Origin of the sequence: Pseudomonas benzopyrenica (assembly GCF_036884265.1) — a bacterium.
Taxonomy (GTDB): Bacteria; Pseudomonadota; Gammaproteobacteria; order Pseudomonadales; family Pseudomonadaceae; genus Chryseomonas; species Chryseomonas benzopyrenica.
This window is the reverse complement of record NZ_CP145723.1, coordinates 2,107,501-2,127,455: the sequence shown is the minus strand read 5'-3', so window position 1 is coordinate 2,127,455 and position 19,955 is coordinate 2,107,501. Positions and strand designations below refer to the sequence as shown.

At 60.2% G+C, this 19,955-nt stretch carries 19 protein-coding genes, 2 tRNA genes, 2 rRNA genes and 1 pseudogene (1 of these 24 running past the window's edge); 14 read left to right on the top strand and 10 right to left on the bottom strand.

Translation table 11 applies throughout. From position 1 onward, the window contains the following. Positions 1 to 2: 2 nt before the first annotated feature. Both V6W80_RS09955 and V6W80_RS09950 read right to left on the bottom strand, forming a co-directional pair. Positions 3 to 314, bottom strand: coding sequence for a CII family transcriptional regulator (locus V6W80_RS09955; protein WP_108582068.1), 312 nt, complete (start codon positions 312 to 314; stop codon positions 3 to 5). Positions 315 to 316: 2 nt separating this feature from the next. Beyond that, positions 317 to 547 (bottom strand): helix-turn-helix transcriptional regulator, encoded by a 231-nt coding sequence (locus V6W80_RS09950; protein WP_312380515.1) that lies wholly within the window; start codon positions 545 to 547, stop codon positions 317 to 319. Positions 548 to 616: 69 nt separating this feature from the next. Here V6W80_RS09950 and V6W80_RS09945 point away from each other — a divergent pair, with 69 nt between their 5' ends. The 12 genes and pseudogenes from V6W80_RS09945 to V6W80_RS09890 all read left to right on the top strand — a co-directional run bounded on the left by V6W80_RS09945 (position 617) and on the right by V6W80_RS09890 (position 9,848). After that, positions 617 to 1,291 carry an XRE family transcriptional regulator gene (locus V6W80_RS09945; protein WP_338546841.1) on the top strand — a complete coding sequence of 225 codons (675 nt, stop codon included), beginning with the start codon at positions 617 to 619 and terminating at the stop codon, positions 1,289 to 1,291. A gap of 486 nt (positions 1,292 to 1,777) precedes the next feature. Beyond that, positions 1,778 to 2,242, top strand: coding sequence for a hypothetical protein (locus V6W80_RS09940; RefSeq protein WP_338546839.1), 465 nt, complete (start codon positions 1,778 to 1,780; stop codon positions 2,240 to 2,242). A 131-nt stretch (positions 2,243 to 2,373) separates the two neighbouring features. After that, positions 2,374 to 2,844 carry a hypothetical protein gene (locus V6W80_RS09935; RefSeq protein ID WP_338546837.1) on the top strand — a complete coding sequence of 157 codons (471 nt, stop codon included), beginning with the start codon at positions 2,374 to 2,376 and terminating at the stop codon, positions 2,842 to 2,844. Positions 2,845 to 2,959: 115 nt separating this feature from the next. Next, a complete protein-coding gene (locus tag V6W80_RS09930; protein WP_338546836.1) occupies positions 2,960 to 3,220 on the top strand; it encodes a DUF1654 domain-containing protein in 261 nt (86 codons plus the stop codon). A gap of 704 nt (positions 3,221 to 3,924) precedes the next feature. Then, positions 3,925 to 4,311: a hypothetical protein gene (locus V6W80_RS09925; protein ID WP_338546834.1), complete on the top strand. Its 387-nt coding sequence runs from the start codon at positions 3,925 to 3,927 to the stop codon at positions 4,309 to 4,311. Then, positions 4,311 to 4,532 (top strand): hypothetical protein, encoded by a 222-nt coding sequence (locus tag V6W80_RS09920; RefSeq protein ID WP_338546832.1) that lies wholly within the window; start codon positions 4,311 to 4,313, stop codon positions 4,530 to 4,532. The genes V6W80_RS09925 and V6W80_RS09920 overlap by 1 nt, the downstream gene beginning before the upstream one ends. A 352-nt stretch (positions 4,533 to 4,884) precedes the next feature. Next, the gene (locus tag V6W80_RS09915; RefSeq protein ID WP_338546831.1) at positions 4,885 to 5,085 is read left to right on the top strand and encodes a hypothetical protein; all 201 of its coding nucleotides are present in this window, start codon (positions 4,885 to 4,887) and stop codon (positions 5,083 to 5,085) included. A 136-nt stretch (positions 5,086 to 5,221) separates the two neighbouring features. Further along, entirely contained in the window at positions 5,222 to 6,007 is a 786-nt protein-coding gene (locus V6W80_RS09910) for a RecB family exonuclease (protein ID WP_338546830.1), read from the top strand. Positions 6,008 to 6,011: 4 nt separating this feature from the next. Further along, complete coding sequence (locus V6W80_RS09905) at positions 6,012 to 6,854, top strand: hypothetical protein (protein ID WP_338546828.1); 843 nt, start codon at positions 6,012 to 6,014, stop codon at positions 6,852 to 6,854. A 5-nt stretch (positions 6,855 to 6,859) separates the two neighbouring features. Beyond that, complete coding sequence (locus V6W80_RS09900; RefSeq protein WP_338546826.1) at positions 6,860 to 7,060, top strand: hypothetical protein; 201 nt, start codon at positions 6,860 to 6,862, stop codon at positions 7,058 to 7,060. A gap of 467 nt (positions 7,061 to 7,527) precedes the next feature. After that, positions 7,528 to 7,779, top strand: a pseudogene (locus tag V6W80_RS09895) (DNA translocase FtsK); the annotation flags it as partial. A 329-nt stretch (positions 7,780 to 8,108) separates the two neighbouring features. Next, complete coding sequence (locus V6W80_RS09890; RefSeq protein ID WP_338546824.1) at positions 8,109 to 9,848, top strand: AAA family ATPase; 1,740 nt, start codon at positions 8,109 to 8,111, stop codon at positions 9,846 to 9,848. Between the two features lie 906 nt (positions 9,849 to 10,754). Here V6W80_RS09890 and V6W80_RS09885 read toward each other — a convergent pair. Continuing rightward, positions 10,755 to 11,336 carry a hypothetical protein gene (locus V6W80_RS09885; protein WP_338546822.1) on the bottom strand — a complete coding sequence of 194 codons (582 nt, stop codon included), beginning with the start codon at positions 11,334 to 11,336 and terminating at the stop codon, positions 10,755 to 10,757. A gap of 465 nt (positions 11,337 to 11,801) precedes the next feature. On the opposite strand from V6W80_RS09885, the gene V6W80_RS09880 reads away from it, so the two are divergent. Together V6W80_RS09880 and V6W80_RS09875 are read left to right on the top strand one after the other, a co-directional pair. Then, a complete protein-coding gene (locus tag V6W80_RS09880) occupies positions 11,802 to 12,038 on the top strand; it encodes a DUF4224 domain-containing protein (protein WP_058790124.1) in 237 nt (78 codons plus the stop codon). Between the two features lies 1 nt (position 12,039). Further along, positions 12,040 to 13,107 carry a tyrosine-type recombinase/integrase gene (locus V6W80_RS09875; protein ID WP_338546819.1) on the top strand — a complete coding sequence of 356 codons (1,068 nt, stop codon included), beginning with the start codon at positions 12,040 to 12,042 and terminating at the stop codon, positions 13,105 to 13,107. Positions 13,108 to 13,207: 100 nt separating this feature from the next. Here the strand turns inward: V6W80_RS09875 and V6W80_RS09870 are convergent. The 7 genes from V6W80_RS09870 to V6W80_RS09840 form a co-directional block, all read right to left on the bottom strand. Continuing rightward, positions 13,208 to 13,281: transfer RNA gene (locus V6W80_RS09870), tRNA-Cys, on the bottom strand. Positions 13,282 to 13,317: 36 nt separating this feature from the next. Further along, a tRNA-Gly gene (locus tag V6W80_RS09865) sits at positions 13,318 to 13,393 on the bottom strand. 61 nt (positions 13,394 to 13,454) lie between these two features. Next, on the bottom strand, positions 13,455 to 14,015 hold the full coding sequence (pgsA, locus tag V6W80_RS09860) for a CDP-diacylglycerol--glycerol-3-phosphate 3-phosphatidyltransferase (protein ID WP_017639981.1): 561 nt from the start codon (positions 14,013 to 14,015) through the stop codon (positions 13,455 to 13,457). 31 nt (positions 14,016 to 14,046) lie between these two features. Continuing rightward, on the bottom strand, positions 14,047 to 15,873 hold the full coding sequence (uvrC, locus tag V6W80_RS09855; RefSeq protein WP_338546817.1) for an excinuclease ABC subunit UvrC: 1,827 nt from the start codon (positions 15,871 to 15,873) through the stop codon (positions 14,047 to 14,049). A 1-nt stretch (position 15,874) separates the two neighbouring features. Further along, positions 15,875 to 16,519 (bottom strand): response regulator transcription factor GacA, encoded by a 645-nt coding sequence (gene gacA, locus V6W80_RS09850; RefSeq protein WP_064308816.1) that lies wholly within the window; start codon positions 16,517 to 16,519, stop codon positions 15,875 to 15,877. 708 nt (positions 16,520 to 17,227) lie between these two features. Continuing rightward, a 5S ribosomal RNA gene (gene rrf / locus V6W80_RS09845) occupies positions 17,228 to 17,343 on the bottom strand. Between the two features lie 160 nt (positions 17,344 to 17,503). Further along, positions 17,504 to 19,955, bottom strand: a 23S ribosomal RNA gene (locus V6W80_RS09840); it runs 441 nt beyond the window's last position.

Here is a 19,955-nt window from a genome sequence, read left to right as displayed (position 1 = left end):
ACTCAATCCCAGCCCAGGGGTCCTGGGCGCTTCTTCTCAGCCTTGAGGCCGATGCGTGCCATGGTTTCGAGCGCCGAGAGGTACTCGGCCGTCACCACCACCGCACTATCTGGAACGACACGCAGGCCCAATAGCGCGAGCACCTTCGCCCAGCGCTGGTACTCGTCCTCATTCCATCGAGAAACCGTCGATTCACTGCAACCGACTTCCAGGGCGATCTGCTTCTGACTTACGCGCGGAACGCGCTGCAAGATCAGGGTTTCGATCTCCCGTGCTATGTCATCCCTGGTAGGGCTCAATGCGGTTGTGTTCATGGTCAGGCAGCCGGGGCTTGGTCTTCGTGGCCCGGTTCGGGGAACACGTCGGCCAGGTTGCACTCAGCGCCCAGTGCATTCAGCGCGGCGACGATTCGCCGGCAAGCACTGAGGCCAGGGGTTCGGCGGCCTATCTCGTAGTGCGCGATAGCGCCCTGAGTGAGGCCGACCTCCTTTGCGAGAGCTAGCTGGGTAATCCCTGCCTTCTCGCGGATTTGCTTCAGGGTCGTCATGGGGGTTTCTCCGGTTGGATGCGGAGATATTACGTTTGGTAATTTTTGATCGCAAGGGATTATTACGCCATGTCGCTGGTAGAGGTAAATACGCAGCGTAATGTTGCGACCATGAAGAAATGGAACGAGCTGGCTAAGGCCAGGATGAAAGAGCAGAAGCTCACCCAGGAGAAGCTGGCGGAAACGCTTGGCGTAACTCAGGGCGCTATCGCGCATTGGCTAAGTGGACGACGCGAACCGGACCTGGCGACGATCAATCGCATTCTCACCGCTGTGGGCTTGCCAGAGCTGCAGATGGGGAGCGACTCCAACGCAGACCCTGGCCCCACGCTCACTACCCCGTTCCGGTCAGTGAAGATCGCGGGAACGGCCCAGCTCGGCGCTGAAGGCTACTGGACGGCGCTCTCGCCCAGTGATGGCCACGTCGACATCCCGACCAAGGACAAGGACGCCTACGCGCTGCGCCTCCGCGGCGACTCGATGTCCCCTGCGATCCGCTCCGGCTGGGTGGCAGTGTGCGAGCCGAACTCCCAGCTGATCCCAGGCGAGTACGTGCACATCAAGCTCAAGGGCTTCGATGGCGAGGGCGAGAGCATGGTCAAGGAGCTCCTCTACGCCAATGAGGAGGAGATCAGCGTGATGTCGATCAACGACGCTTTTGGCCGGCGGACCCTGGCCCTGGCCGACATTGAATACATCCACCCGGTGCCTTTCATCGTGGCGCCGAGCAAGATCGTGCAGTAGCGGTTAACCGAACCTATTGGAGGAGCTACAGAGTGGCATCCGGTCGAGAAACTGTCCTTCTGAACCCAATCAGCATGGACGACTTCATCAGATTTTTGATGGCGAAATCCAGCAGTTCCAAGTGCCCGTCCTGTTCTCATGATAAGTGGGTCCTGATTGGAAATTCAGAATCAAACGTCTGCGTTCAGCTAGCGATACCAGCGCTTGATGGGGGCGTCGAAGAGCATTTGCCTGTCTGCGGCGTACAATGCGAAAACTGTGGCTTTATAAGGCAGCATGCGGCTCGAGTCATCAAGGATTGGCTCGACGAAAACCCCACTCCAGACACGCCTTCCGCCGGAGAGAAAGGGAGTGACTAGCAACTATCGTAGGCCTGAAGACATCCAGGCCCAGCTAGAGCGTTGCACTAGTAGCTTTGTTCGACCTAAACCCAACAGTCGCGAAACTATGGCTGACACGCCCTTACGGAAAACGGATACTTCCCTTATGGCCAACGATGATTACCGCCACGAGCTTTCACTTCGCGACGAACAACTGCGGCGCGAATTGGACCTGCGTCATGAGAATGCCAGGCAGGAGCAGGCTGCCCGCGATAAAGCCCTAGATGAACGGCTGGCCGGTTTTATCGCTGCTCAAGCCGAGCGCGATAAGGCCTTGGATGCACGGTTCTCTGGGTTCTATGCTGCTCAGGTAGAACGTGACAAGCAGATGGAAGACATCGCAGCCAGGGCAACCAAGGCTGCAGAGTCTGCTGCCACAGTGAAATCAAATTACTGGGCTGCGGTGGGCGTGCAGCTGCTGGCCGTGGCGGCGATTGTGGTCGGTGGATATTTTGCGCTTCATCAATCTAATCAGAGCGTTGCACAGACAGTCCAATCGTCCTATCAGATGGGGCGCGAGGACGGGCGTAAAGAAGATTCAAGGCCTCCGGTGATACCAGTCAACCGCTAGTAAAGCCCGGCACCGCGCCGGGCTTTCTGTATCTACCGCCCACTCCGCTATCTGCACAGCCCGTCACGTTCTGGGCCCAGGTCGGATCGAACGGCTAGACTGAGGGCTTCTATGCCATGGAGGTAGGTACGATGAGGGTACTCGCAGCGGCTGCAATCTTCGCGTTTTCTGTCGGAGCGGCCAGCGCGGCTTCTATCCAAGACAAAACGGACCGGTTCACTGGCGTGAGGTCCGTCAGCTACAGCGCACTGCCGAAGAAGGATGGCTACACAGTCTCCCTAGCGGCCTACTACGGGAAAGACGATCGCACACCGACCTACGTGATGGAGATCCTCACATGGAGTAACGAGTGGCGATACCTAGACTGTAACTCTGACGCCTGGCTACTGGACGGCAATCGTGAGGAAAGCTTGGAAGCCAAATACGACCACAGCATGGCTGGTGGGGCGACCGTCGAGCGTTTCGTGTATCGCCCATCACGGGAAACGCTTGAGAAGTTGGCATCGGCTAAAGTGGCAGAGTACAAGGTGTGCAATGACGAACAGGTCGTGAGCAAAGCTGACATGGCAGGTATCCGACAGGTTCTCGATGCGACCAAGTAGGTGACAAGCTTTAGTAAGCCCGCCCCGCGCGGGCTTTTTCATGCCCGGAACCTAGCCGCTTCGCCTCCTGTCGCATACTGTATATTTGAACAGTATCACAGAGAGGAGATGTCCGATGTCCCGTCGCAATACCCCTGCAATCGCCGCCCAGTCCATGACCACCAGCTATGAGCGCCTGTCACGCCGGATCAATGCCCATATCGCCGAGCCCCATGCCCAGCTCGAACAGCGATGCACTGTCAGGCGCTTAGACACAGACTGCGAGGACGACTGGGAGCGCGTGCTGGACGAGATGCGAGAGGTGGACATCGTCCAGGTGACATGCCGAGGGGATGACGTGGAGTTCGCGTGGGAGAATCCGGAGCTGAATGGGTAGCCTGAAACCCTAATAGAAGCCCGCCAAGTGCGGGCTTTTTCATGTCACAAGCATTTTTATTACACGACGTATTGACCGAATGAATTACATTGCGTAATGTTCACCCATCGCCAGCAACCACTGGCTGGGCAGCTCAACCGCCCCTGCTCTTTACGACAATTCGACGTGACCCCATGACGTACCGGCCCCGGCCGGTGGCGACCAAGCTAAACCGTCATCCATGCCAGCTCTGGAACTGGCCTCGGCAATCCACCCTGCCGAGCGAATCCACGCAAGCCAGTCATCCACCGCCCAGCAGGCGCGATGACCAGAGGGACGACCCGGGCGATGCGCGTGGTGGAGAGCAACAAGCGCCCAGCCCACCGTGGCCTAAAACGGAGGCCAGCAATACCGATCGCCTGGTTCGCCAGGCTGCATCGGGGTGTCATCTGAACCGCCAGCAGACATTAAGGCGCTGGCACCTAGCCGAGACACGAGGGTTCGCAACCTCGGGAAGAAAGCGAGACCACGACCAGGCAGTGAGCAATCACCGGAGCGTGGCTTGAGGGGGCGCACTTCTGAGGCGTCAAGCGGGGCTTGCCTTCCGCACAGATCACACCCCGATGCAGAAGACGGGACGTCGCGCCAGCTAGCAACGCCAACAGGTGCTGGCACTGCATCACCCATTCCCCCCGCGCCGTCCGGCGCCCATCGAGACCCCAACCATGACCAAGACCGCATGGGTCGAGCAATGGCTCGACGAGGCGGCCGAGGATCTGCTCGCCGGCCACCCGGTGAAGATCGACGGCGCCACCGCTGTTGAACCGCTCGACTTCTACATGGCCCTGCTGCTCGCCTTCGACGCCAAGCGCGAAGCCGACAACCACTTCCAGGCAGACCGCGAGGCCCTGCTACTCGGCGCGGTGCTGAACAGCCGCGGCGACCCTGCAGACGGCCACCTGTTTGCCGTCATGGGCGGTCGGGCCGAAGTGCTGGCCATCGCCGCCGGCCTGTGCGAGCCGCACGCCGACCGCGCCTACACCAAACATCTGGTCGACGAGGAAGACGAGCGCGGCTGGATCGAATACCAACGCAGAAAGGATGCCGCCTGATGGACCACATCGAACGCGCCGAGCGCGCCCGTGAATCGATCCGCCGCGAGATCAACGCCATTGATACCGCTATCGAGCCTTCCATCGTGAAGGCCCGGGCGGACGCCAAGATCGAGCTGGCCAGCGACCAGCTCCTCATCAGCAGCCGCGAGTGGCTGCTGTTCATGAATCAGGCCGACACGCTGTATCGCGGCCGAGTGTTTGGGAGTGCTGCAGCATGAGCAGCGAGCGGAAGATCTTGGAGCCAGCGGCCAAAGCTGCCGGTCTGGCACCGCCCTATGACCAGCACGGCGTCTTCTCCGCGTGGGTGGGCACTGCTGACACCGGCCATTGGTGGAATCCCCTGGATGACGATGGTGACGCTCTGCGGCTGGCGGTAAAGCTGGGAATTGAAGTTCGGCGGCCCAGCAAAGCCAGATCGATCGGCAGAGTTGTTCAGGTCTGGTTTCCCGCAGATGGGAATCCAAGCCGTTCCGCGAGCAGCACCACCTCATGCGCGGTTCGGGGCTGCGTACTTACCGCGACCCGGCGCGCGATCGTCCTCGCCGCCGCGCAGATAGGGAGGTCGATGTCATGACCGCCTCCCCCTCCTCCGCCATCACCGCCGACCAGGTCGCCGAGGCCGAAGCGCGCCACACCCTGCTGCTGCGCGCCAGGCAGTCGCTGCCCGAGGCCCTGGGCCTGCCGCCGGAGACCCGGCTGATCGACACCCCGATCCGCTCCCCGATGATGCGCCGGCCCGGTCGGCGCTGGTCGGTGGAGGTGGCGTCGTGAGGAACAAGTACCCCGGCACCTGCTACCGCTGCGGCGGCCACGTCCCGAAAGGCGATGGCCACTTCGAGCGGCACCAGGGTGGATGGCGAACCCAGCACGCGACCTGCGCCATCCAGGCGCGGCAGGAGAAGCGACAATGCAAATCGTGACGATCCGCGCCAGCTCGCTGGCCGAGCTGTTCGACTGCCCGGCGCGCTGGGAGGCGAAGCACCTCCTCGGCATGCGCAGCCGCTCCAGCGGCGCCGCGCACCTGGGCACGTCGATCCACGCATCCACCGCCCTGTTCGACCAGGCGATCATGGACGGCGCGCCGATAAGTGCGGACGACGCGGCCGGCCTGTTCGTCGACACCCTCTACAACCCTGAGCACGAGGTCGACTGGGAAGACAGTGGGCCGCAGCAGGTCGAGTGCATCGGCCTGACGCTGCACAGCCGCTACTGCGCCGACATCGCGCCCACCCAGGACTATGTCGGCATCGAGGTGACGTGCGAGCGGCTGGAGATTAGCGACCTGGGCCTGGCGCTCACCGGCACCACTGACCGCATCCGCCGGGTGGATGGCCAACTGGGCATCAGCGACCTGAAAAGCGGCGCCCGCGCCGTGGGCTCTACCGGCGTCGCGGTCACCGCCGGCCACCGGCCGCAGCTTGGCGTCTACGAGCTACTCGCCGAGTTCGCCATCGGCCAGCCACTGACCGCACCGGCCGAGATCATCGGCCTGAAGACCGGCGCCGGCCCGTGCGTAGGCCGCGGTGAGGTCACCGGGGCCCGTCAGGCCCTGGTCGGCGACGAAGACAACCCCGGCCTGCTCCAGATGGCCTCCCGCCTGATCCATGGCGGGCTGTTCTACGGCAACCCGAAATCGGTGCTGTGCTCCGCACGGTACTGCCCGCGCTATCCCACCTGTCCCTACAAGGGGTGACCCCATGAGTAACACCCAGACGCTGCAGTCGCTGCAGCAAGGCCCGGCGCGCCAGCAGATGCCGGTGTCCATGAGTTTCTTCAACCTGGAAGGCTTCGAGCTGATGCAGCGCATCGCCAAGGCCTTCGTGCAGTCCGATCTGGTGCCCAAACAGTACCAGGGCAACCTGCCGAACTGCCTGATCGCCCTAGACATGGCCCAGCGTATCGGCGCGAACCCGCTGATGGTCATGCAGAACCTCTACGTGGTGCACGGCACCCCGAGTTGGTCGAGCAAATTCCTGATCGCCACGGTGAACACCTGCGGCCGCTTCAGCGCGCTGCGCTACGAGTGGAAAGGCGAAGCGGGCAAGCCGGACTTCGGCTGCCGCGCCTGGGCCATCGAGAAGGAGACCGGCGAGCGCCTCGACGGTATCTGGGTCACCTGGCAGATGGTCAACGCCGAGGGCTGGGCCAGCAAGAGCGGCAGCAAGTGGAAGACGATGCCCGACCAGATGTTCGTCTACCGCGCCGCGGCGTTCTGGCAGCGCGCCTACGCGCCGGACCTGGGCATGGGCCTGCAGACCGAGGAAGAGGTCCGCGACGTCTTCGACGCCAAGCCTGATGCCGGCGGGAACTACGCGGTGGACATCGACGCCCTGCGCCAGGCCGAGGCCGCGCCCCTGAACGTCGATACCGCCACCGGCGAGATCCTGGACACCGAGCCGGAAAAGCGTGACGAAAAGGCCGAATTGGTTAACACCGAGGCCGAGAAACGCGACAAATCGTCCGAAAAGGCTGACACAAAGCCGGAAAAGGCTGACACCGGTGCCGGCCAGGTCGTCGACGACGAAATCAGCATGGAGTGATGGCCATGGCCAGCCGGACCGTAGAGGAGCTGTTCGACCGCGCCGAGCAGTTCACCGCCCTGCTGGCCGCCGCTGAGGACGGCGCGGATACCGACTGGGAGATCCAGTTCACCACCGATATCCGCGACCAGTTCGAGCGCTACGGCGCCCACACCTACCTCAGCGACGCCCAGCTGCAGTCGCTCAACAAGATCGCCCACCAGTAGGAACCCGCCCCATGAAAATGGAACACCGCGCCATCATCGAAAGCGCAGAGCGCCACGGCTGCCGCCCCTCCGAACTCGCCCACCAGCTGCTGGTGCACGACCTAATCGAGACCTGCCGCTTCGAGCTGCACAACCTCAAGGCGCCCTATCACAAGTTGAACGAGGGCCAGCAGCAGGAGGTGATTGACCGCCTCACCGAGAAGGTCGAGGAAGCCGTGGAGCTGGCCGTCCGGATCATCGCCGCGCGCGACGTTGTGTCGGTACCGATGGACATCCGTTCGATCAAGGTGGAGGCCAAGGCCCTGACCGTCACGGCCAAGGTCGACGCCAACGAGCCATCGAACGCCGAGCTGACGAAGTCCGCCGGCAAGCTCTGCCTGCTGGTGCTAGCGCCGAACGATTACAACGATGGCCTGGACGGCATCCAGCCCGACCGCGATCAGTCGGACCTGCCGCTGGCGGCTGCCGACCTGCTGGGCAGCCCAGAGGAGCTGGAGAAGCGCCTAGGTGGCGGCGGTGACCGCGACGACCTGGAAGACGACGTCCTGCTAGAAGAGGCGACCCGCTTCGTCATCAGCAGCCGCCGGGCATCGATCTCTGCCATCCAGCGCGCGCTCAAGATCGGCTACAACCGCGCCGCCCGCCTGGTCGAGGCAATGGAGATCGCCGGGACCGTCTCGGCCATGGACAGCACCGGCGGCCGCGAGGTGATCGCCCCTATTCCTGAGGGCGGCGCCGCAGACGGCCAGGCCAACGAGGCCGAGCCGGAAGACGACACCCCGGAGGACGCCGCCGCACCGCAGCCCGCGGCCTACGGCGTCGTGCCCTACTCCGACGTCTGCGCCGTCCTGGCCCGCGCCACCCCGGTGGTCACCATCGACTACCTGCAGAGCAGATTCGCCATCGGCAGCGACGCCGCCCGCGCCCTGGTGGTCCGCCTGCTCGATGACAAGGTCATCGCCGTCGATAGCGAGGCGGAGAACCCGCTGCACAACACCTACCGCGTCACCAAGGACCTCGACGAAGTCGTCTCGATGGAGTAACCAGCATGCGCATCACGAATATCACCGTTACCAACGTCCAGGGGCTGCGAAATGCAGCCCTTGCCGTATCTGAGCCCCTGCTGCTGGTGTCCGGTGACAACGGCGCCGGCAAGTCCAGCCTGCTGGACGCGATCAGCATGGCGTTCACCGGCCAGCCGCGCCGGGTGTCCCTGAAAAAGGACCTGGGCCAGCTCGTCAATGACGATGCCAAGAAAGGCGAGGCCCACGTCGCCTACGTCGACGCCGCCGGCGAAAGCCAGACCGCCTGGATCATGCTACCGGGTGGTAAAGCGGCGGTGCTTCCTGATGCGCCGTTCCTTCCCTTTGTCCTGGAAGCCGCGAGGTTCGCGGCCCTGGATGGTAAGGAGCGCCGGAAAGTGCTGTTCGACCTGACCGGTGCGAGCCCCGGAGCGACCGGAGTCGCCAGGCGCCTGGAAGCCAAGGGCGCCGACCTGGCAAAGTTCGAGAAGGTGAAGCCGCTGCTGCGCGGTGGCTTCCCTGCTGCCGAGGCCCAGGCCAAGGAATATGCCGCTGAGTCGCGCGGCGCCTGGAAGGCCATCACCGGCGAGAACTACGGCAGCCAGAAGGCAGAGACCTGGAAGCCGGAGCTGCCGCCCACCACCGTCACCCAGGAGCAGATCGCCGAGGCCGCCAAGGCCCTGGCCGATCTCGACAGCGATCTGGCCGAGGCGCAGCAGACCCTGGGCGGGCACAAGGCCAACGCCCAGGCCGCCGCCCAGCGCCAGGCGCACATGGCCGAGCTGCGCGACACCGCGGACTTGCTGCAACGGCGCCAGGAGAAGCTCGGCACCGACCAGGCCCGGGTCGCCGAGTGGGAGCCGAAGGTAGCCGAGGCTCAGCGCGCCGCCGCCGGCGAGCCGGCACACGATCCGTTGGCCTGCCCGCACTGCCAGGGCCAGGTGCTGATGGAGCGCGGCCAGCTGGTGGCCTATGTGGCATCGGAGAAGGTCGCCGACCCCGAGGCCGCCCGCCGCCTGACCGAATACCAGGGCTACCTGCAGAGTGCCCAGCGCGCCGTGGCGAACAGCCAGCGCGACGTCGACCAGTGCCGCGCCGCGGCCGAGCAGCTGGCCAGCCTGGAACAGCAGGCCGCCGCGGCGCCTGATTCCGAGGCGATGCAGAACGCCGAGCAAGCCATCAGCGAACTCCGCCAGGAGCGCGACAAGGCCCGGGCCAAGCACCAGGCCCTGGTGGAGGCTCACGGCGCCATCGCCGGCCGCGACGCGGCGATCGCCAATGCCGCCCAGCACCATGCCGATGTCGTGGCCTGGTCGCTGATCGCTGAGGCCCTGGCGCCCACCGGCATCCCGGCCGAGATCCTCGCCGGCGCGCTGGACCCGTTCAATGAGCTGCTGGCGGCCCAGGCCGCGGTGGCCACCTGGCACCCAGTGGTCATCACCCCCGAGATCGAGATCACCTACGGCGGGCGCCTCTACGGCCTGCTCTCGGAATCGGAGAAGTGGCGCGCCGACACCCTGCTGGCCATCGCAATCGCGCGGCTGTCCGGCATCCGCCTGGTGCTGCTGGATCGCTTCGACGTGCTGCAGCCCACCGCCCGCCCCCAGGCACTGAAGCTGCTGCTGGCCCTGACCCGCTCCGGCGACCTCGATAGCGCGGTCATGGCCGGGACGATGAAGGAGCCCATGGCCAAGGTGCCGGCGGGCATCCAGCAGGTGTGGATCCAGGGTGGCGTCATCACCAACCAGGAGCAGGCGGCGGCATAGTTTCGAAGCTGTGACCTCAGCTACTAAAACGGAGGTCTTTTGAAAGTCTACCTTTCAGTTTCAAGCCAGGTGCGGCCCTAGCCGCGTCCTGGTACAGCCCTCCGCTTCTGAAATCATATGCCGTCAAAATCATGTTAGTTTGAAGACTTTCGAAAACACTACTAAAGACAGGAGAGACGTTACCGCCAACATATGCAACAAACTTCAACCCAGGAACCTCAAATCGATGCAGCCAAGTGCCATAGATTCGAGTTTTTCTAGGAAAGTGCACTGCAAACCTAGTGCTGTCGTCTTTATTTATTGACAGATTAAGCAGCATATTTACACTCGTAGACTCGCCGAGTAGGAAACTTCGAAAGCTCTGTTCGTGGGTCGTGCCTAACGCTCGACCGTAGCTAACCTTTTGCCTTTTCCAATCCCAAACATGCGCGCGCCAGAAAACGCTTACGGCGAAGTAGTAAAGCGCCCTTTTCGACTTATCGCCGAGTAAATCCGGATGGAAAACATCCACATCTCCTAACTTAGCTACCGGCAGCTTCCCGTCTATAAGCTCTAGGGCAGGAAAAGACTCGCGATTTGCCCATAGACGTCCTAAATCGTTTTCTCCTTGGCGTGATAGAAGCTGCTCGCAGTCTTCGCATAGGAGATAGTCAGCAATCTGCTCCGTTGTTTGGATCGCAACCCCTTCTCCAGGCAATAGCATCACAGGATTAGAATCACCTCCTTGAGTAGGCCCCCGAATCAAGCGATAGGCAGCTTTAGGAATTAGATGACTGTTCTTAAGCGCTCTTTCTAAACCGCACAACTTGCAAAACCCAATCATTTAAAGCCACCAATGCATTAGAGCGCGTGGCTTGCCTTCTTATAAAGTGCAAGCAAGCCTACAAGGCTGACTCATAAGAGTTGCTAGCTATTCTCTGGTGCAGCAATCCACTTATAAGCAGCTTTTATTGCAGCCGGTATCCAGTTAACAACCAGATACCCGATACCGGTTGATATTATCGTGGCGAATATAAGGGCAATTGCTGAAATCAGACCTGCTTTTGAAATAGACTCCTTTATCATCCCTCTATAATTCGCGGCCGATTCATAACCTTTATAAAGATAGGCCGTATATCTGGGATCATGCTCAGCACAATCCTTAAAAGCCATTCGATAAAGGCGGTCATCTTCACCTTCGTAATCTATATTAGAGGTCCTAAACCCTACAATTCTGGCGCGCTCATCATCTGCCTGCTTAGAAAGCCTTATCTTCTCAGAGGTCTCATCCCGAGCGGTCTTGTTGCACGCATCCTGCAACTCCAAGCCTGAGTTTCCGATAGTATCTCCCAGCTTGCCTTCGACAGCTTCCAGTGTCGTCGCTAGAGAACTCCTTCTAGCTATATCCTCATAAGTCTGAGCACCGATAGTTGCAGCAAGTGAAAATACGATGACCACAAAACTCAATACAGAAAGCACCATCCGTGCGCGCTTTTTATTAACTCTCAAAACTCAAACTCCTGACGAAAATATGACTACAACTGTAAAGGACGAAGCATCGCCGCCCCTCACCCAATACCTGGCACTTATTTCAATAGAGTTTCCTATGCTGGCGTCTGGATTGCGCCATCAGCCTCGCGGTGGAAATATATCACGACGTCGAGCATCAGCTGGATGATGAAGCGCTACACAGCTAGTGCATTAGCTGTGTAGCCGTCCCCGCTAGAAATTTGAGATACCTCGAGATCGACGCCTTCGATCGCAGTCGGACGCCATTTGTAAAGGCCTCACCTCGTCAGAGTAACGCTACGCGCGAGGCATGGCGAACCATCGCCATCGCGCCCCGCTATCCAGATGCCTGCTGCTAGACCCCGTTCTAGCTTCCTGATTGTTTGCGCTGAATGCGCCCGCTTTTCGGCTAACCCCTCTCCAATCATCCTGCACCGCCGACCACAGGCCGGCGAAGGACTTCCTATGCCTGAAGTATCTGAGTTCCTCGACGGCCAGGAGCTGGCCACCATGATCGGCCGGAAGCAGACCCGCGCCCAGCGTGCATGGCTCGACTCCCACGGCTGGCGCTACGAGATCAATGCCGCAGGCCGGCCCGTCGTCGGGCGTGTGTATGCCCGGCTGAAGCTGGCTGGCGTCAAACCGAACGCCGCCAACGCAGCGGCTGAGACCTGGGCCCTGGATCTATCGAAAGTGAGTTGACATGCGTCCGAAGAAAGCAGGGAACCGCGCCCTACCACCGCGGATGGTGAAGCGCGAACGGACACTGAAGTCCGGAAAAATCTGGATCGGCTACTACTACAACGGCCGGGACGACCAGGGAAACCGCAAGGAGATTCCGCTCGGCTCCGACCTGGACGAAGCTCGTGTCGAGTGGGCTCGTCTGGAGCGCCAAACGCAGCCGAAGCTGATGCGGCTGATGGGTGCCGTCTTCGATCGGTACGAACGGGAGATCATTCCAACGAAGTCGCCGCGGACCCAGCACGACAACCGCGCCGAGATGAAGCAACTGCGTAAGGCATTCGACCAGGCCCCCATCGACGCTATCACGCCCCAGGTCGTCGCCCAGTACCGGGACGCCAGGACAGCGAAGACTCGGGGCAACCGCGAGATCGCCCTGCTCTCTCACGTCTGGAACATCGCGAGGGAATGGGGCCTGACGGAAAAGGAGAACCCCTGCACCAGGGTCCGTCGGAACAAGGAGAAGGTCCGCGACTACTACGCTGGCGAGCAGGTGTGGGCCGCCGTATACCAGACGGCTCCGCCTGAGCTGCGGGATGCCATGGACCTGGCCTACCTGACGGGCCAGCGCCCAGCCGACACGATCAAGATGGCGACCACCGATATTGCCGGCGGCTACCTGCTCGTGGGCCAGAACAAGACGGACAAGCGGCTCCGGATCTGCCTGCGAGATGGTGAGGCGGCAACAGGCCTGGGGGTGTTCTTGGAAGGATTGATGGAGCGGCGCGCCCTGGCGGGGATCCGGACCTCGACGCTGATCACCAACGCGACTGGCTTGCGCATGAGTGCCGCGATGCTGAGGAACCGATGGGATGAGGCGCGAGAGGCAGCTGCGAAGGCAGCCGAGGAGAAAGGCGACGGCCCGCTGGCCGGTCAGATCCGGCAATTCCAATTCAGGGACATCCGGCCGAAAGCGGCGACAGAGATCGAGGACCTTGGCCATGCCAGCAAGCTGCTCGGGCACACCAAGGAGGCCATCACCCAACGGGTGTATCGGCGCCTGGGCGAGGTCGTGGCACCGACCAAGTAACGGTCGGTTGCGGAAACGATGTCGATAGTTGCGGAAACCGACCTTTCCAAGGCACAAATGAAAAACCCCGTAGATCGTTGATCTACGGGGCTTTCAATAGTGGAGGCCGAGGTCGGAATCGAACCGGCGTACACGGATTTGCAATCCGCTGCATGACCACTCTGCCACCCGGCCTCAAACCTGAATGTCTTGCGACACTCATGTAAAACATGGAGCGGGAAACGAGACTCGAACTCGCGACCCCGACCTTGGCAAGGTCGTGCTCTACCAACTGAGCTATTCCCGCTTGGTGACGGGCGCCATTCTATCTGAGCTACCCTTTATGTCAAGCCATTGATTCAAAAAACTTATTTCTTTTTTTCGGCGCTCATCAGGTGCGGCCAGGCCGCCATCAGATAGGTGCACATGGACCACAGGGTCAAGGCCGCCGCGACGATGAGCAAGGCATAACCACTGATCACCCAGAAAGTCATCTGCGGCGGATTGGCCAGCAGAATGACCAGGGCCAGCATCTGCGCCGCCGTCTTCCACTTGCCCAGATTGGATACCGCCACCTGGGCACGCGCACCCAGCTCGGCCATCCACTCACGCAGTGCGGACACCACGATCTCGCGACCGACGATGATGACGGCAGGCAACGTCAGCCAGGCGTTGGCATGCTCCTGCACCAGCAGCACGAGCGCCACGGCGACGATGAGCTTGTCCGCCACCGGATCCAGGAAGGCGCCAAAGGGCGTGCTCTGCCCCAGGCGACGGGCCAGGTAGCCATCCAGCCAATCGGTCGCACAGGCGATGGCGAAGACGGCACTGGCGGTCCAGTAACTCCAATGGACTGGCAGGTAGAACAGGATGACGAAGAGCGGAATGAGGAAGACGCGCAGTACGGTAAGCAGATTTGGAATATTCATTGGCGCGGCTATTGGTGAACGTGAGGCGATTCTACTCGCTGTGCAAGGCCGCATAAATCTGCTCGGCCAGCTTTTTGCTAATGCTTGGCGCTTTGGCGATCTCCTCGATACTGGCGCGCTGCAATTCACGCAGTCCGCCGAAGTGCTTCAAGAGCTCCTGGCGGCGCTTGGGTCCGATGCCGGCGACCTCCTCCAACGAGGACGTCCTGCGTGCCTTGCCGCGACGTGCGCGGTGTCCGGTGATGGCGAAACGGTGCGCCTCATCGCGAATCTGCTGAATGAGATGCAGCGCGGGGGAATGAGCCGGCAGGGTGAATTCGTTGGAAGGATCGTCCAGATACAGCACTTCGAGCCCCGGCTTGCGAGTAACGCCCTTGGCGACCCCCAGCAGGACCAGGTCCGGCACGGCGAGCTCCCTGAGCACCTCGCGGGCCATAGCCAACTGGCCCTTGCCGCCATCCACCAGCAGAATGTCGGGCAACTTGCCCTCGCCGGCCTTCAGCCGGCTGAAGCGCCGCGTCAGCGCCTGGTGCATGGCCGCATAGTCGTCACCGGCCGTCACACCTTCGATGTTGTAGCGACGATAATCCGACTTGAGCGGCCCTTCCGGCCCGAAGACCACGCAAGACGCCACCGTCGCTTCGCCGCTGGAATGACTGATGTCGAAACACTCCAGCCGTTGCGGAGGTTCTGGCAGATCCAGCGCCTGCACCAGGGCATCGAAACGCACCCCCATGTGCTGACGATTGGCGAGACGCGTATTCAAGGCCTGCTCCGCATTGGTCACCGCCAACTGCTGCCAGCGTGCCCGGGTACCCCGGACGCGATGGGCAATGACCAGCTGGCGCTTGTGAACCTCGGCAAAGGCGTCGATCAGGGTGGCGAAGTCCTCATGGACGGAGTTCACGATGATCTCGTCCGGCAGGTCCCGCTCCAGGTAGGCGAGGTAGTACTGTTCCAGGAAGGCGGCCAGCACTTCGCTGGAGTCTTCCTCGATCCCCACCTCCGGAAAGAAATTCTTGCTGCCCAGTACCCGCCCGCCGCGAACACTGACCAGATGCACACAGGCCCCACCCGGGTTGACCAGGGCGGCTATGACATCGACATCCCCAGTCCCACCCTCGATGCTCTGCTGATCCTGCACCCGTCTGACCAGGGCCACCTGATCACGCAACTCCGCTGCTCGCTCGAACTGCAAGTTGATCGAGGCGGTTTCCATCTTGGCTTGCAGCTCTTCGGCCAGGGCATTGCTGCGGCCTTCGAGAAACATGGCCGAATGGCGAACGTCCTCGCCATACTCCTGCTCGCTGACCAGCGCGACACAAGGGCCCTTGCATCTCTTGATCTGATACTGCAGGCAGGGACGCGTCCGATTGCGGAAGTAGTTATCGTCGCACTGCCGTACCTGAAAGGCTTTCTGCAGCAGATTGAGGCTTTCGCGAATGGCACCGGCGCTGGGATAGGGTCCGAAATAACGCCCCTTCCCTCTCTTCTCGCCACGATGAATGGTCAGCCGAGGATACTGATCCTCGGTGGAGAGATAGACATAGGGGTAGGACTTATCATCCCTCAACAGGATGTTGTAGGGCGGGCGCCACTGCTTGATGAGGTTTTGTTCCAGCAGGAGCGCTTCGGTCTCGTTGCCGGTGATGGTGATCTCGATCTGGACGATCTTGGACACCATGGACGCCGTTTTCGGCGCTAGACCAGTCTTCCTGAAGTAGCTCGAAAGGCGGTTCTTGAGATTCTTGGCCTTGCCTACATAGAGGAGCTTACCGCCCCCATCGAACATCCGGTAGACACCCGGACGTCCACTGCAACCGGATAGAAAGGCCGCAGCATCGAAAGATTGACTCATATCAACTCGTTGCATCTACCATGCCGTGGCGAACAGCCAACATGGCCAATTCGACATCGCTGGTAATCGATAATTTCTCGAAGATCCGATAGCGGTAGGTGTTGACGGTCTTGGGCGACAGGCAGAGCTTGTCAGAGATCACCTGGACTTTCTGGCAGCCGGCAATCATCAGGGCGATCTGGATCTCGCGCTCGGACAGCTGATCGAACGGCGAGGCCTCTGCCTTGGACTGAAAAGGCTTCAGGGCGAGCTGTTGAGCGATCTGCGCACTGATGTAACGCCGCCCGGCGAAAGCTTGCTTGATGGCGGTGATCATCTCTTCGATATCCGCCCCCTTGGTCAGATACCCTGCCGCGCCGGCCTGCAGCAGCCGGGTCGGGAAGGGATCTTCTTCACAGGCGGTCACGACCACCACCTTCAGATCGGAGCGACTGCGCAGCAGCTTGCGAGTGGCCTCCAGCCCGCCGATACCAGGCATCCGGACATCCATCAAGACGACATCCGGCTCCAGCTCGCGAGCCAGCTTTAGCGCATTTTCGCCACTGTCGGCCTGGCCGACGACCTGAATTCCTGCCACATCCGCCAACATCCTCACGATGCCAGTACGAACAAGATCATGATCGTCGACAACCAGCACCTTGATCAAAATCGAATCCCCTTCGCTTGCGCTTTCATCGCTTGCGTCACCTAAACAACAGTCCGCGGATCCCAACGTTCAAGGGATAGGATCCTAGGCTACGCTATAAATTTGATTGGTCAGGCAAAGAAAAAAGGGGTACGACGCTGCGCACCCCTTGCCTACCGGCCTTAGGCCACTGGGCATTGTATACCGAAAAAACGCATGAGATTGAAGCAGATCCAGAATCATTACAGATTAGAGTATCGACAGTCCTACCAGTGGTACGACGAAGCCTGCCTATCGCAGCACTATTACGATGTCTTTCATACGGCGATGCGCTCTATCTGCTTCGGCAGCGCCCTGGCAGCAGCAACGTGATCGCGGCGATAGCCAGGTGGTCTGCGGCCTGTTGGGCTTCGCTGCGCTCAGCACCAACCTACGCCGGGTCTGTGCCGCGTTTCAAACACGACAGCCCGGCGCAGCCGGGCTGTCGGTGCTCTTGCAGACCTCAAGCCGCACCTGATCCAGCAAGCACAGCTCAAGCCTCAGCCACTCCGCTCACGTCCCCTCTCCCCCGGGAGAGGGCTAGGGTGAGGGCAACCTCAGCCGCATGACTGCCCGGCTTCCGCTGGCAGGGCTATCGGCCCAAATGCCTTGGCGTCCAGCCAAACTTTTCCTGCCCCAAAGACAACACCCCCGCCAGAGTGAACTGAGCGGGGGTGCTGGGTGTTAGGCGCTTGACGATGACCTACTCTCACATGGGGAAACCCCACACTACCATCGGCGATGCATCGTTTCACTTCTGAGTTCGGGAAGGGATCAGGTGGTTCCAATGCTCTATGTTCGTCAAGCAATTCGGTTGGCTGGCCAGGCGTTGGAGCTTACCTGGCTGGCCCAATTGGGTCGGTGATCGAAGTAGACAACTCGTCTTGGGTCTTGCGAACCCACGCGCCCGTTTTCGGCGTCGTCTTCCTCACGCTCTGACCTGCGGTCAGATTGTTTGGGTGTTATATGGTCAAGCCTCACGGGCAATTAGTATCGGTTAGCTCAACGCCTCACAGCGCTTACACACCCGACCTATCAACGTCGTAGTCTTCGACGGCCCTTCAGGAAGCTCAAGGCTCCAGTGAGATCTCATCTTGAGGCAAGTTTCCCGCTTAGATGCTTTCAGCGGTTATCTCTTCCGAACATAGCTACCCGGCAATGCCACTGGCGTGACAACCGGAACACCAGAGGTTCGTCCACTCCGGTCCTCTCGTACTAGGAGCAGCCCCTCTCAAATCTCAAACGTCCACGGCAGATAGGGACCGAACTGTCTCACGACGTTCTAAACCCAGCTCGCGTACCACTTTAAATGGCGAACAGCCATACCCTTGGGACCGGCTTCAGCCCCAGGATGTGATGAGCCGACATCGAGGTGCCAAACACCGCCGTCGATATGAACTCTTGGGCGGTATCAGCCTGTTATCCCCGGAGTACCTTTTATCCGTTGAGCGATGGCCCTTCCATACAGAACCACCGGATCACTAAGACCTACTTTCGTACCTGCTCGACGTGTCTGTCTCGCAGTCAAGCGCGCTTTTGCCTTTATACTCTACGACCGATTTCCGACCGGTCTGAGCGCACCTTCGTACTCCTCCGTTACTCTTTAGGAGGAGACCGCCCCAGTCAAACTGCCCACCATACACTGTCCTCGATCCGGATGACGGACCAGAGTTAGAACCTCAAGGTTGCCAGGGTGGTATTTCAAGGATGGCTCCACGCAGACTGGCGTCCACGCTTCAAAGCCTCCCACCTATCCTACACAAGCAAGCTCAAAGTCCAGTGCAAAGCTACAGTAAAGGTTCACGGGGTCTTTCCGTCTAGCCGCGGATACACTGCATCTTCACAGCGATTTCAATTTCACTGAGTCTCGGGTGGAGACAGCGCCGCCATCGTTACGCCATTCGTGCAGGTCGGAACTTACCCGACAAGGAATTTCGCTACCTTAGGACCGTTATAGTTACGGCCGCCGTTTACCGGGGCTTCGATCAAGAGCTTCGCTTGCGCTAACCCCATCAATTAACCTTCCGGCACCGGGCAGGCGTCACACCCTATACGTCCACTTTCGTGTTTGCAGAGTGCTGTGTTTTTAATAAACAGTCGCAGCGGCCTGGTATCTTCGACCGGCATGAGCTTACGGGGTAAACCCTTCACCCTCACCGGCGCACCTTCTCCCGAAGTTACGGTGCCATTTTGCCTAGTTCCTTCACCCGAGTTCTCTCAAGCGCCTTGGTATTCTCTACCCGACCACCTGTGTCGGTTTGGGGTACGGTTCCTAGTTACCTGAAGCTTAGAGGCTTTTCCTGGAAGCATGGCATCAACCACTTCTCCTTCTAAAAGAAGGATCGTCATCAGCTCTCGGCCTTGACCGTCCGGATTTACCTAAACAGTCAGCCTACCACCTTAAACTTGGACAACCAACGCCAAGCTGGCCTAGCCTTCTCCGTCCCCCCATCGCAGTAACTAGAAGTACGGGAATATTAACCCGTTTCCCATCGACTACGCCTTTCAGCCTCGCCTTAGGGACCGACTCACCCTGCGTCGATTAACGTTGCGCAGGAACCCTTGGTCTTTCGGCGTGCGAGTTTTTCACTCGCATTGTCGTTACTCATGTCAGCATTCGCACTTCTGATACCTCCAGCAAGCTTCTCAACTCACCTTCACAGGCTTACAGAACGCTCCTCTACCGCATCACCAAAGGTGATGCCCGTAGCTTCGGTGCCTGGTTTGAGCCCCGTTACATCTTCCGCGCAGGCCGACTCGACTAGTGAGCTATTACGCTTTCTTTAAAGGGTGGCTGCTTCTAAGCCAACCTCCTAGCTGTCTAAGCCTTCCCACATCGTTTACCACTTAACCAGGACTTTGGGACCTTAGCTGACGGTCTGGGTTGTTTCCCTTTTCACGACGGACGTTAGCACCCGCCGTGTGTCTCCCATGCTCGGCACTTCTGGGTATTCGGAGTTTGCATCGGTTTGGTAAGTCGGGATGACCCCCTAGCCGAAACAGTGCTCTACCCCCCAGAGTGATACATGAGGCGCTACCTAAATAGCTTTCGAGGAGAACCAGCTATCTCCGAGCTTGATTAGCCTTTCACTCCGATCCACAAGTCATCCCCTGCCTTTTCAACGGAAGTGGGTTCGGTCCTCCAGTCAGTGTTACCTAACCTTCAACCTGCTCATGGATAGATCGCCCGGTTTCGGGTCTATTCCCAGCGACTAAACGCCCTATTAAGACTCGCTTTCGCTACGCCTCCCCTATTCGGTTAAGCTCGCCACTGAAAATAAGTCGCTGACCCATTATACAAAAGGTACGCAGTCACCCAACAAAGTGGGCTCCCACTGCTTGTACGCATACGGTTTCAGGTTCTATTTCACTCCCCTCTCCGGGGTTCTTTTCGCCTTTCCCTCACGGTACTGGTTCA